Origin of the sequence: Brevibacillus nitrificans (genome assembly GCF_003710965.1) — a bacterium.
In the GTDB taxonomy this organism is placed as follows: domain Bacteria; phylum Bacillota; class Bacilli; order Brevibacillales; family Brevibacillaceae; genus Brevibacillus; species Brevibacillus centrosporus.
On record NZ_RHHU01000003.1, the window covers coordinates 32482 to 45440 of the forward strand.

Here is a 12959-nt window from a genome sequence, read left to right on the forward strand (position 1 = left end):
GCGGATTCCATCGTAGACTAAACTATCCGAAAATAGGAGGAGTCATGATGAATCAGCAGTATGGCAAGGAGGAACGGATGTGGGCCATGATTGTCCATCTATCCGCACTGGTCGGGTTTATCATTCCGCTCGGAAACGTTCTAGGGCCGCTGATTATCTGGTTAATCAAAAAAGACACCAGTCCGTTCATTAACACGCATGGAAAGGAAGCACTTAATTTCAGCATCACCGTTACGATCTACGCGGCCATTTCTTATTTATTGCTCATTGTCTTTATTGGTGCACTGCTCTTAATCGCACTGTTTTTGTTCTGGGCTATATTCCTGATCATGGCTGCAGTCAAAGCAAACGAGGGCAACGATTTCCGTTACCCGCTTACCTTTCGTTTTGTCAAATAGGGTGGCACGGCGTGGGGCTGTTCCGAGAAGGAGCAGTCCTTTTTGTTGGGATGATTTTGAATTTTTCGAATAAAGAAGGAGGGGATATAACCTTTCGCGAAAAATTAAGGAGTGTATATCGCGGAAAGGGGTGTCCAGGTATGCTGACAGGGGTTACGGTTATCGATTTTTCACGCCATCTTCCCGGACCGGTCTGCACGATGCGGCTGGCTGATCTGGGTGCTGAGGTTATCGAGATCAATTCGTTTCCTGCCCATGATCCCGGACCCTCGACGCCTGCTGTCAACTGGGAAGCCAGGGAGACGGGAGCATTTTACCTGCGTTCCCATCGCAATCACAAAAGTATTTCACTGAATCTGCGTACGGAAGACGGGAAGGCGCTCGCGTTTGCTCTGGCGAGTCAAGCAGACGTCGTAGTGGAGAGCTACCGCGCTGGGGTGCTCCGGCATCTGGGGCTTGATTACGACAGTCTGTGGGCAGTTCATCCCTCCCTCATCTACTGCTCGGTCACAGGCTACGGCCAGAGCGGGGAGATGTATCAGCTCGGCGGGAATGACCTGAATATTCAGGCGGTTAGCGGGTTTTTATCGGCGCTGCGCGATGGAGAAGGAAAGCCGGTCATTGCGGATATACCCATCGCTGACTATGCGGTGGGCTTGTATGCGAGCGAACAGATCTGCGCAGCGCTTGTCCAGCGTGCGCGTACGGGACGAGGAGCCTATTTGGACGTGGCGTCCGGAGATATTCTTTCCTCCTGGATGGGGCTGCATGCGATCCTCGGGAGATGCCGATCGTCGCAGGAGTACAGCTCAGCGCGCCATGAGCGCCTCGCCTATCAGGTGTATGAGACTTCCGATGGTCAGTATGTTGCTCTTGCCGCAGTAGAGGAGAAGTTCTGGCTGAATTTTTGCCGCGCTGTTGGCCGCGCCGATTGGGAGAACGCATACCAGGCTACTGCTTCAGAACAGCCCGAGGTTTACGAGGACTTGAAAGCGCTCTTCTCTTCCCGAACACAGGCGGAATGGAGCGAGCTCGGTATGGAAGTGGACTGCTGCCTGACCGCTGTCGAAGATATGGAAAACTGGGCAAACAGCTTGTATGTTACGAGCAGGGAGATCGCGTACACGCTGCCTTATCTAGAAAAGAGAACATCATCCGCCGGTGGCAAGTGGGCTGCCTGGTACACCGATCATACACACGAGCTGCTGAGAAAAAAGCTGCGCTTAGCTGAAAGCGAACTTGGCCGGCTGCAAAAGCTTGGAGTCATCCCCGCTATCCCCACCTAAGAGAGGAGAATCACTCTACCATGGAACAAGGACAAAAGCCGGATGTTTGGTCAGCATGCGAAAATGGCGTGTGGACGATCACGCTCAACCGTCCACAGGTACTGAACGCTTTGACCATCGAGATGTTTTACCAGCTTCGCGAAGAGATCGAGCAAGCGGAAAGAGCTGAAAATGCAGAGGTAGTCGTGCTGAGGGGGGCAGGGGGAAACTTTTGCTCGGGGGCTGACTTGAGTGTCCTTGCCGTTTTACGGGAAGATACGCAAGCAGACGAAGCCCTCAGCGTGATCAACGAGTTTTTGACCAGGCTGCACCGAATGCCAAAGCCAGTGATTTCCGTCATCGAAGGTGCTGCGGTAGGCGCAGGCCTGAACTTGGCTTTGCATGCGGACTTTGTCATCGCAACGAACAACGCTCTTTTACAGGAGCCGTTTGTCCATCTCGGTTTGACAACCGACTTCGGTGGAACGTACTTGCTGCCCAGACTCGTAGGACTCGCGCAGGCCAAACGATTGGCATTGCTGGGAGAGCGGCTATCAGGGCAAGAGGCAGAGCGGATTGGATTCATTTATAAAGCGGTGGACGCAGAGAGGCTGGCTGAAGAAGTCGAGAAGCTGATCATGACTGTACGGCGAGTTCCGAAACAAGCGTATGCCGTCACCAAGGAAGGATTGGGGCGGTCGCAGGGGATGGAGCTGGAGCAGACTCTGGAATGGGAAAAGGAGCAGCAGCCTCGTTTGATCGCTCATCCAGATTTCCTTTCGCTGATCGCAGCAAAGCGCAAGAAATAAAGAGGTTTGGGCGCTGATTTGCCCGACTGAGGAAAGAATATCCGTTGAGCGTTAAAGGAATCTGTGGTAAAGTAAACGTATCAAGATCCTGCGATGTACGTAAGGCCGTAAATGTTTCTAACCTTATACGTGTTTTTCGGGAGACGGAATTTCGTAATGGAAGTCAGGCCCACCTCCTTTTTGGATGCATGGGAAGGCAGAAGTTCGAAGGGGTCACCCACCTGTGTGAGCGCAGGTTATAGAAACATGAGGTCAACGGCAGAGCGGGGACTTGGCCTGTTTATAAACAAGCTCTCGGGCAAATGATAGAGTGCGAAACAAAAAACCACTTGGAACATGATGTTCTAGGTGGTTTTTTGTCGTGAAGGAAGTCAGTTGTAAGGAGCGCTGAGGGATGCATCAATGGGTGGTTTTGTTTTGCTTGCCAGCCCCTTGACCCTTGTCCTGTCCGCCTCCGCTGTGGCGCTGCTGTCCTTGTCCTTGGCCCTGGCCGTCCTGCTGATCTCCTTGATTCACGATGGTTAACGTTTGCTGCAAGGATTGTGTGTCCTGAGCATCTTGCAGGATTTGGTACATTTGCAGGAAGTTTGCTTTCTGTCCTTCGGGGATGCCCTTGATGCGAACGGTCATCTCCTGCGGGCCGTTTTGTTGCTGCTGTTGCTGCCCGCCGCCACCGCCGCCACCACCACCGTCGCCTCCGTTACCGTTTCCTTCCTGACTGCTCGGCTGCTCGTCCAAGAAGCTCAGGAACATGGAATCATCAGAGTTGCTGTCCTGCTGATTTTGTTTTCCCTGCCCGCCGCCTTTTGATTGCTGCCCTTGATCCTGTCCTTGTCCACCTTGCCCGCCTCCCTGTGGTTGGTCGAACAAGACGCTGAATTCATTTAAGTCGGTTTGGATGATGCCAATGACGTTCATCCCGATCCCCCTTCCAATGATTGTAGTATGCCTCAGCCCGGATGTTTGGAGTGATGCACGCCATGATGCTGCAGGTAACTATGGAAAAAGTATTCAGCTACGGTAATCACGAAGGCTGTGAGCAAGATCCCCGGTAGATGATAGGGTTGGGCAAATACGTAACTGCTTATCCAAAACAAAGCAAAAACCATGATAAAATCAGCTGTGGTTGCAAAGGTAATATTGGTCTTGGGCAGGATGAGGGCATCCCCCAAAGCGTACGCAATCAAACTGACGACAATGCTGGTCAAGACCGCGAATGTCAGTGATGTTCCCGACCACCAAAGCCCTGGAACTGCAATGATGCCGTTTACCAAGAGCTTGATTAAGATGTTCAAGAACGAACACCTCCTTTCATGCTCTTAGTATGAACGGTCCTCCCTTCGCTATGCGTTGCGGGAGGCGTTCGTTTTTAGCTGCCGAATCAGTCCGCTGTCTGGCGTTACGTACAAGGTGCGCTGCTGTTCGTAGATCACGTAGCCAGGTTTGGAACCGCTTGGTTTTTTTACATGTCTGATCAGGGTGTAATCCACCGGTACTTGACTTCCCTGTTGGGCGCGGCTGAAGTAGGCTGCCAGATTGGCGGCTTCCAGCAAAGTCTGATCGGAAAACTCTCGGGCGCGGATGACGACGTGAGAGCCAGGGATATCTTTGGTATGCAGCCACGTTTCATAAGGAGCAGCCAGCTTGTTGGTTAAATACTCGTTCTGCTTGTTATTTTTTCCAACGAGGATATCCGTGCCATCCGTTGATTGATAGGCCTCCAGTTCAGGGCGAACGTCTTTCTTTTTGCGTGGGCCACGCTTTTTACGATCACGCATGTAGCCTTGCTCGACCAGCTCCTCCCGAATTTCCTCGGCATCCTTTAGGGTAGCATGAGCCAGCTGTACGAGCAGTCCATCCAAATAGGCGATCTCCGTTTGGGCTTGCTCGATTTGCTCCCCGACAACTTGCATGCTGTTTTTCGCCTTGTTGTAACGCTTGTAATACGACTGCAAATTTTCCGAAGGGGTCTTGAGCGGATCGAGTGGAATGGTGATCATGGTACCTGCTTCGTCGTACCAATTGACCGTGACAAGCTCAGTATCTCCTCGCTTCATTTGATGCATGCTGGCCGTGATCAGCTCACCGTACAAGCGGAACAGATCAGCGTCTTTTGCTTCCTGCAGCGTATTTTCAAGCTTCTCGATTTTTTTCTCGTTCTTGTTTTTCTCCCCTGTCACAAAGCGGATCAGGTCATGCGCACGCTGCTTGACGGTATCACGCAGAGCTTTTCCTTCATAAAAGGCTTGCAGGCAGGCTTGAACAGAGGTAAAGCTCGTAGTGGACGCACGATCTGTGAGATGTGTGAGAGCTACGACATGAAAGTTCGCTTTGTCTGCCGTTTCCACTATTTCTGGAGCGTACTTGTCCTGCAAAATATCCTGCATGATCTCGGAATACGCTTTCCAGAGAGAGTCACGATTGGCTAGGCCAGCGCGGTAAACGATCTCTTTTGCCAAAAGGGGGCTGATGCCCGTATAGGCCTCAACGATTTGCTTGTCCAGTCTGCCGCTGTTCCAATCGATCGAGGACAGAAACGACTGCTCCGTTGCTGTCAGGGGGTCCTCTTTGTCCTGGCTCGGTGGGGAGACGTAGTTTTTACCGGGTACGACTTGGCGGTATTGGCTGATCGCCATCGTGACATGCAGAGCACTGTCGAGGATCATGCCGGACTGTGGGTCCATGAGGATGATATTGCTGTGTTTCCCCATGATCTCCATGATAATACGCCGTGAGACAGTATCGCCGAGCTCATCCCGTGTTCGAACGTCGATGTGGATGATGCGCTCCATTCCTACCTGCTGGACAGACTCGATCACGCCGCCTTCGCAATGCTTGCGCAAAAGCATGCAAAACATCGGAGCCTCCAAGGGGTTGATAAACTCCTCCGTCGTCAAATGAATGCGCGGATAAGTCGGGTTTGCGGAAAGGAGAAGCTTCACGTTTTCTCCTTGGCAGCGAATCTGCATAACAATATCCGTATGATGGGGCTGGTGCACCTTGGAAATGCGTCCGCCCACGAGTTTATGTAGCTCCCGTACGACAGCACGGGTTACAACGCCGTCAAATGCCACTATGGCTCACCTCAATCAAAGAAAGTACATGATAAAATCAGGCATGGTGAAGAGCTGCCAGTCACAGTGTAGCACAAAGGCACGTGGGGAGGAACTTTGTTGTCGGCCCGTATTCGGGTCTTTGCTGCCAACAAAGTTGACACTGCCAAGAGTTGTCTCCTATAATTAATTAATTGATTTTACGTCTGTGGAAGTGAAAACAATGGTTCGAAGTATGACAGGGTATGGACGAAAAGACGACATGAAGGGCTCTTTGCGGTTGACGGTGGAGCTTCGTGCCGTCAATCACCGGTTCCAAGAGATACTGGTGCGGTTGCCCAAAAACATGAGCATGCTGGAGGATCAAGTCCGCAAGCTCGTTGCACAGTATGTACGACGAGGGCGTGTGGACGTGACGATTTCCTTGGAAGGAAGCGTGACGATCTCGCCTACGGTTGCCATTGATTGGAGCATTGCCGAACAATTCCTGAAGCTGTCGCGCGAGATGGACCAGCGCTTTTCACTGGAGACGCCACTCACCGCCAAGGATTTATTGCTTTTTCCCGGCGTGATACATACCAAAGAAACTGAGGAAGCAGAGCGCGACGAATTGACGAGCTGGCTGCTTTCCGAGGTCGACACTGCGGCAAGGGATCTGCTTTCCATGAAAATGGTCGAGGGGGAACGGCTCCATGCCGATCTGACCCAACGGCTGCTTTCAGTAAACAAGTGGTTAGAAGACATCATTCTGTTGGTTCCTTCCAGTACGCAGGAATACCACAATCGCCTGCACCAGCGCCTGAGCGAGTGGGCAGAGCAAGCGCCATTCGAATTGGATCAGCAACGCTTGGCACAGGAAGTCGTTTTCTTCACGGAGAAAAGTGATATCAGTGAAGAAATTACTCGCCTCAAGAGTCATTGCCACCAGTTCAAGCAACAGCTGGAAAAGGAAGAAGCGGTTGGGCGCAAGCTGGATTTTCTGCTGCAGGAGATGAACCGAGAGGCAAATACGATTGCCTCCAAAGCCAATCATTTGCAAATCCAGCATCTGGCGGTCGAGATCAAGACCGAGCTGGAGAAGATGAGAGAGCAAGTTCAGAATGTTGAGTAGGATGAAAGGATGGGCTGGGCCGTCATGGCAATCAAGCTAATCAATATTGGATTTGGTAATATTGTAAACGCGAATCGCATTATTTCGATCGTAAGTCCTGAGTCGGCTCCAATCAAACGGATCATTCAGGAAGCGCGTGACCGCAATATGCTGGTAGACGCGACGTATGGCAGACGGACACGTGCGGTGATTATTACGGACAGCGATCACGTGATTTTGTCGGCCGTTCAGCCTGAGACAGTAGCACAACGGCTGACGACGAAAGATGACGAATCGGATGAATAAGTAGGAGTTGTAAATCATGACCATGGTTGATCGCGGTCTCCTTCTGATTCTTTCTGGACCTGCGGGAGTGGGAAAAGGAACGGTCTGCAAAGCTTTGCGCGAGCGTATGCCTGAGCTTGTGTATTCCGTTTCTGCTACCACTCGTTCTCCGCGTCCAGGAGAAGTGGATGGAGTCAATTACTTTTTTAAGTCCAAGGAAGAGTTTCAGCGCATGATTGAACAGGATGAACTGCTGGAGTGGGCTGAATACGTAGGGAATTTCTACGGAACTCCACGTCAGTTCGTGGATGAAATGCTTTCTCTTGGAAAAGATGTTATTCTGGAGATTGAAGTGCAGGGCGCTCTGCAGGTAAAAGACCGTTTTCCACAAGGAACGTTTTTGTTCCTGGCTCCTCCTGATCTGAATGAACTGGAGAACCGCATTGTGGGACGAGGCACCGAGACGGAAGATGTCATTCGCAAACGGATGGAAGTCGCCCGCGCGGAGATCGAGCTGATGGATCACTACGATTATGTGGTGGTCAATGATGTGATCGAGTCGGCATGTGATCGGATCCAAGCGATCATTACCGCTGAGCATCTGAAAAAAGAGCGTCAGGTTCACAAGTATCGTAAATGGTTAAAGGAGGTCGAATAATCCATGTTGTACCCATCTATTGATGAATTGACCGCAAAGGCAGAAAGCAAATACATCCTCGTAACGGTAGCGTCCAAACGCGCACGTCAGCTGAGAGAAAACAGCGAGCTGCAAGTTGTAAGACCAAAATCCAAAAAGTTTGTCGGGCAAGCTTTGGAAGAATTTATTTCCGACGAGCTGGTTCACGAATTTTTGGACGGACGCAAATAAGGTGACCCCACTAAAAACAACCTCATGCAGGTTGTTTTTTTCGGATAGGGACGAGAGGAGAGAGACGGATGCCCACGCTTGCAGGAAAACGAATTGTATTAGGCGTATCAGGCGGCATTGCTGCGTACAAGGCAGCGGCGCTTACGAGCAAGCTGACACAGGCTGGCGCGATTGTTCATGTCATTTTGACCGAGAATGCGCAGAAGTTCGTGCAGCCGGTGACATTTCAAGCTTTATCTCATCAGCCTGTTCATACGGATACATTTAACGAGCCGGATCCTCATGTGATTAGTCATATCGATTTGGCGGACAAGGCAGACTTGGTGCTGGTGGCACCTGCGACGGCAAATATCATCGGGAAAATAGCGAATGGAATTGCGGATGATATGCTCACGACCACACTGCTTGCGACAAAAGCGCCTGTCATGGTAGCGCCTGCGATGAACGTGAACATGTACGGTCATCCTGCCGTGCAAGCCAATATGGAGAAGCTGGTGCAGTACGGCTATCGCTTTGTGGAGCCGGGGGTAGGGCTTCTGGCATGTGGCTGGATTGGCAAAGGCCGCTTGGCTGAGCCGGAAGAAATCGTGGAGGCAGTCGCCGCTTTTTTTGCGGAGCAGAATCAGCCGCGGCCGCAGGATTTGCAGGACAAGCTCGTGCTGGTTACAGCCGGACCTACGCGCGAAAAGATTGACCCCGTTCGCTATATTACCAACCATGCCTCAGGAAAGATGGGCTATGCCATTGCAGAGGCGGCGCGGGATCGCGGAGCGCGGGTCGTACTCGTCAGTGGACCTACCGCTTTGCCAAAACCGACAGGCGTCCAGTTTGTCGCGGTCGAATCCGTACAGGAAATGTTCGATGCAGTTATGGAGTATTTGCCTGAGAGCGACATCGTGATCAAATCGGCTGCCGTTTCTGACTACCGGCCTAAAACGGTTCAAGAGCACAAGATGAAAAAAGGGGACGGTCCGCTGGTGCTTGCGCTGGACAAGGCGCCTGATATTTTACGGACGGTCGGGGAGAGAAAGACGAAGCAGTTTGTCGTTGGATTTGCTGCGGAGACACAGGACGTGATCAAGTACGCACAGGACAAGCTGGAGAAAAAGAACCTCGACATGATCGTTGCAAACAACGTGCTGGCTGAAGGAGCGGGCATGGGAAGTGACACGAATATCGTCACTTTGCTCACACGGGCCGGAGAGATTGTGGAGCTGGACAAATTGAGCAAGCGCGATGTGGCGGACAAGCTGCTCGATGCCGTAGTGCTGAAGCTCGCAAAACGTCCGCTGTCTGAGCTGTCATGATTGCCCAAATCATCGTGGACGTGCCGGTCAATCGGACAAACCGGCCATTCGATTACCGGGTTCCTGCGTGGCTAACTCCTCTCATTCGGGTAGGCAGCCGCGTTGTTGTTCCTTTTGGTCCACGTAAATTGCAAGGATATGTGACCGGCATCACAGATGAAGGTACTGACTTTACGGATCACGCCCGGTTAAAAGAGGTGGAGCAAGTCCTGGACGATACGCCCCCTCTCACCAAAGAACTGCTCGATATGAGCGAGTGGATGTCGAAGCAATATTTGTGTCCTTGGGTTACGGCTGTTCAGGCGATGCTGCCAGCCGTTCTGAAAGGCAAATCGGAAAAATGGCTGACGGCTACAGACGATCTCGATGAAGATACTTGCGGAAACTCAGGACTGCTTTGGGAGCTTTCTCGCAAGCGGCAGCTTCCTTTGGCAGAGGTGGAAAAGCAGTTTCCCGAAGAGTATTTGCTCGTGCCAGGATGGATTCACAGCGGGCTTTTAGCGACGGAATATCAGGTGAAGGATCGCATCACGCGCAAGCACCAGTCCTTTGTTCGATGCTTGCTAAGTCCAGAGCAGCTGGCAGAAGCGATAGCTTCGCTGCCGGCAAGGGCTGAACAGATGCGTCGCGTACTTACGCTGTTCTCCCAGCATGCTGACCAGTCGTTTTCCATGCAAATGCTGCGAGACGAGTGGGGGATCACACGCTCTCCGCTTAAAAGCCTGGAGGCGAAGGGCTGGTTAGTGATGGAACAGGTCGAGGTCTATCGCGATCCCTACGCCAATCGGAAGTTTTCGGATAAAGCGAAGCCGGAATTTACGCCTCTGCAAAAGCAAGTGCTGGCTCCGGTCCTGTCGTCCATCCAAAGTCAGCAGTACGCGGCCTATTTGCTCCATGGGGTGACGGGAAGCGGAAAGACCGAGGTCTATCTGGAAGCGATCGAAAAGACGCTGGAAAAAGGGCAGGAAGCGATCTTCCTCGTGCCTGAAATCTCGTTGACGCCGCAGATGGTAGAGCGGTTCAAAGCGCGTTTTGGAGCCGATGTCGCCGTTTTGCACAGCGGCTTGTCGCAGGGCGAGAAGTTTGATGAATGGCGAAAAATTATCCGCAAGCAGGTAAAGGTAGTAGTCGGAGCGCGATCTGCCATTTTTGCTCCTTTTGAAAATGTCGGGCTGATCGTCATCGACGAAGAGCACGAGAGCTCGTACAAGCAGGAAGAAACGCCACGCTATCACGCGCGTGAGGTAGCTTTGTGGAGAGCGAAGCGCAACCATGCCGTGCTGATGATGGGAAGTGCGACTCCTGCCTTGGAGACGTATGCACTGGCGACACGTGGGCGGTATACGCTGCTGGAAATGCCAGAGCGGGTAGGGAATCGTCCGATGCCGGCTGTTCATGTAGTCGACATGCGTGAAGAGCTGCAGGCAGAGAACCGTTCCATGTTTAGCCGCAAGCTGCATGAAATGATTGCGGATCGTTTGGAAAAGCAGGAGCAGATGGTGATCTTCCTGAACCGCAGGGGATTTTCCACGTTTGTCATGTGCCGCTCCTGTGGCTATACGATGCGCTGCATTCATTGCGATATTTCATTGACCTATCATAAAACGAATCATACGGCACGCTGCCACTACTGTGGTTATACGATTGCTCAGCCTGCGCATTGTCCGGAATGCCAGAGTGAGCATATTCGCTTCTTCGGGACCGGTACGCAAAAAGTGGAGGCAGAGCTGGCCAAGCTGTTCCCAGGCATTCGCGTGATTCGTATGGACGTGGATACGACCTCCCGAAAAGGCGCACATGAGGAATTGCTGAGCAAGTTCCGGAAGGGCCAAGGGGATGTTCTCCTCGGGACGCAAATGATCGCAAAAGGGCTGGATTTTCCTCGGGTAACGCTCGCCGGAATCATCGCCGCAGACACCTCGCTGCATATACCGGATTTCCGCGCTGCCGAGAAGACCTTCCAGCTGCTGACGCAAGTAGGGGGACGTGCTGGCAGGCATGAGCTGGACGGCGACGTTGTCATTCAGACCTACACGCCTGAGCATTACAGCATTCAGCATGCGACCCGGCATGATTACCGGTCCTTTTATGAGGATGAGATGCTCCAGCGCAGACGAACAGGCTATCCGCCCTATTTTCGACTGGTGCTGCTGACGTTCAGCCACGAGGATGTCCCCGTGGTGATCCGCAGCGCCCACACGATGGCGGATTATTTGCGGCAGCGACTGGCGGAGACGACGATATTATTAGGCCCGGTCGCTTCGCCTATTGCGAGAGTGAAGGATAGATTTCGTTTTCAGATCATGCTAAAATATCGTGATGAACCGCAATTGTCTGCCTTGCTCGCACAGGCGACAGCTGCGTTTGATGAGTGGAACAAACAGCAGAAGGTACTTATGACAATCGATGTTGATCCGTACGTACTGCTTTAGGGAGGATATCAACCAAATGGCTATTCGCACAATTGTAAAACACCCAGATCCGATCCTTCGTGAAAAAGCGATGGTGGTCACAAAATTCAATTCCAACCTGCACAAGCTGCTGGATGATATGGCTGATACGATGTACGACGCTGACGGGGTAGGACTGGCAGCTCCGCAAGTAGGTATTTCCAAACGCGTCATTGTCATGGATTGCGGTGAAGGGCTGATCGAGATCGTCAATCCAGAAATCGTGGATTTCAAAGGAGAGCAATTCGACTATCCGGAAGGCTGCCTGAGCATCCCGGGACTGCGCGGGGATGTGCGCCGCCACATGTGGATCAAGCTGCGCGGGCAAGACCGCAACGGGAATCCAATCGAGCTGGAAGCGGACGACCTTTTGTCCCGCTGCTCCCAGCATGAGATCGATCACTTGAACGGCGTTCTGTTCATCGACGTGGCAGACAAGGTGTATCAGATCAGCCCGGATGAGGAAGGGGAATAATTCATTTTGAAAGAGGCTCGCGTATTATTCATGGGTACGCCTGACTTTGCAGTCGCAAGCTTGGAGGCGCTGCTCACGGAAGGGTACAACGTGGTCGGTGTGGTTACCCAGCCCGATCGCCCGGTAGGACGCAAGCAGGTCATGACGCCGCCGCCCGTAAAGGAGGCGGCTTTACGTCATGGTCTTTTGGTCCTGCAGCCGGAAAAGATCAAAGCGGAAGCAGCGCTTGATGAAGTGATTGCCCTTGCCCCGGATCTGATTGTAACGGCGGCCTATGGGCAAATCTTGCCGAAGCGCCTGCTCGACGTACCACGCTTTGGGTGTATCAATGTCCATGCTTCCTTACTTCCCAAATACCGCGGCGGTGCTCCTATTCATAAATGCATCGTAGAAGGGGAAAAAGAGTCTGGGGTCACTATTATGTATATGGTGGAGGCCCTCGATGCAGGGGACATGCTTTCTAAAGTGGTGGTTCCCATCGAAGAGCGTGATACGGTCGGAACCTTGCACGACAAGCTGGCGGCAGGAGGCTCCTCGCTGTTGATCGAAACCGTGCCTCGTCTGTTGGCAGGGGAGCTGCAAGCAGAGGCTCAGGATCACGAGGCCGCTACGTTCGCTCCGAATATAAAACGCACCGATGAACGGATTGACTGGTCCCGCACCTCCGAACAGATCTACAACCAGGTGCGCGGTCTGAATCCGTGGCCTGTCGCTTTCACGACACATGGAGGCAAGGTGTGGAAAATCTGGTGGGTAGAAAAGCATTCCGCGGACAACAAGGGTCAGGAAGCGGGCACGATCATCGCCCGCGAAGAGGATGGCCTGGTCGTCGCTTGCGGAAGCGGCACTGTAAAAATCACCGAGCTGCAGCCAGAGGGGAAAAAACGCATGAGCGCTCTCGACTTTTTGCGTGGAGCGGGCAACAGCATTGAAATCGGCACAAAGGTAGGAGAATAGCC

Annotated in this window: 14 protein-coding genes and 1 other RNA gene; 12 read left to right on the plus strand and 3 right to left on the minus strand. The window is 52.5% G+C overall.

From position 1 onward, the window contains the following. Positions 1-47 precede the first annotated feature (47 nt). The 4 genes from EDM59_RS02045 to ssrS all read left to right on the plus strand — a co-directional run bounded on the left by EDM59_RS02045 (position 48) and on the right by ssrS (position 2746). Positions 48-398, plus strand: a complete 351-nt coding sequence (locus tag EDM59_RS02045) for a DUF4870 domain-containing protein (RefSeq protein ID WP_122922125.1) — start codon at positions 48-50, stop codon at positions 396-398. A gap of 140 nt (positions 399-538) precedes the next feature. Further along, a complete protein-coding gene (locus EDM59_RS02050; RefSeq protein WP_122923345.1) occupies positions 539-1684 on the plus strand; it encodes a CaiB/BaiF CoA transferase family protein in 1146 nt (381 codons plus the stop codon). Positions 1685-1704: 20 nt separating this feature from the next. Further along, positions 1705-2472, plus strand: coding sequence for an enoyl-CoA hydratase/isomerase family protein (locus tag EDM59_RS02055; protein ID WP_122922126.1), 768 nt, complete (start codon positions 1705-1707; stop codon positions 2470-2472). An 82-nt stretch (positions 2473-2554) separates the two neighbouring features. Then, positions 2555-2746: non-coding RNA, 6S RNA (ssrS, locus tag EDM59_RS02060), on the plus strand. Positions 2747-2871: 125 nt separating this feature from the next. Here the strand turns inward: ssrS and EDM59_RS02065 are convergent. Genes EDM59_RS02065 through EDM59_RS02075 form a run of 3 tightly spaced genes read right to left on the minus strand, consistent with a single transcriptional unit; the run spans position 2872 to position 5546 of the window. Further along, entirely contained in the window at positions 2872-3390 is a 519-nt protein-coding gene (locus EDM59_RS02065; RefSeq protein WP_122922128.1) for a hypothetical protein, read from the minus strand. A 32-nt stretch (positions 3391-3422) separates the two neighbouring features. Beyond that, entirely contained in the window at positions 3423-3767 is a 345-nt protein-coding gene (locus EDM59_RS02070; protein WP_122922130.1) for a DUF2512 family protein, read from the minus strand. A 48-nt stretch (positions 3768-3815) separates the two neighbouring features. Continuing rightward, positions 3816-5546: an Rqc2 family fibronectin-binding protein gene (locus EDM59_RS02075; RefSeq protein ID WP_122922131.1), complete on the minus strand. Its 1731-nt coding sequence runs from the start codon at positions 5544-5546 to the stop codon at positions 3816-3818. A 202-nt stretch (positions 5547-5748) separates the two neighbouring features. Here EDM59_RS02075 and EDM59_RS02080 point away from each other — a divergent pair, with 202 nt between their 5' ends. From EDM59_RS02080 to fmt, 8 genes are all read left to right on the plus strand, one after another. Further along, positions 5749-6636 carry a YicC/YloC family endoribonuclease gene (locus tag EDM59_RS02080; RefSeq protein WP_122922132.1) on the plus strand — a complete coding sequence of 296 codons (888 nt, stop codon included), beginning with the start codon at positions 5749-5751 and terminating at the stop codon, positions 6634-6636. A 24-nt stretch (positions 6637-6660) separates the two neighbouring features. Beyond that, the gene (remA, locus tag EDM59_RS02085; protein WP_015891999.1) at positions 6661-6921 is read left to right on the plus strand and encodes an extracellular matrix/biofilm regulator RemA; all 261 of its coding nucleotides are present in this window, start codon (positions 6661-6663) and stop codon (positions 6919-6921) included. 16 nt (positions 6922-6937) lie between these two features. Continuing rightward, a complete protein-coding gene (gene gmk / locus EDM59_RS02090; protein WP_122922133.1) occupies positions 6938-7558 on the plus strand; it encodes a guanylate kinase in 621 nt (206 codons plus the stop codon). Between the two features lie 3 nt (positions 7559-7561). Next, the gene (gene rpoZ, locus EDM59_RS02095) at positions 7562-7768 is read left to right on the plus strand and encodes a DNA-directed RNA polymerase subunit omega (protein WP_092267865.1); all 207 of its coding nucleotides are present in this window, start codon (positions 7562-7564) and stop codon (positions 7766-7768) included. 68 nt (positions 7769-7836) lie between these two features. Further along, positions 7837-9075: a bifunctional phosphopantothenoylcysteine decarboxylase/phosphopantothenate--cysteine ligase CoaBC gene (gene coaBC, locus EDM59_RS02100; RefSeq protein ID WP_122922134.1), complete on the plus strand. Its 1239-nt coding sequence runs from the start codon at positions 7837-7839 to the stop codon at positions 9073-9075. Beyond that, entirely contained in the window at positions 9072-11507 is a 2436-nt protein-coding gene (gene priA, locus EDM59_RS02105; protein ID WP_122922135.1) for a primosomal protein N', read from the plus strand. The genes coaBC and priA overlap by 4 nt, the downstream gene beginning before the upstream one ends. A 16-nt stretch (positions 11508-11523) precedes the next feature. Next, entirely contained in the window at positions 11524-12000 is a 477-nt protein-coding gene (gene def / locus EDM59_RS02110; RefSeq protein ID WP_092267868.1) for a peptide deformylase, read from the plus strand. A gap of 6 nt (positions 12001-12006) precedes the next feature. After that, the gene (gene fmt, locus EDM59_RS02115; RefSeq protein WP_122922136.1) at positions 12007-12957 is read left to right on the plus strand and encodes a methionyl-tRNA formyltransferase; all 951 of its coding nucleotides are present in this window, start codon (positions 12007-12009) and stop codon (positions 12955-12957) included. The last annotated feature ends 2 nt before the right edge of the window (positions 12958-12959 follow it).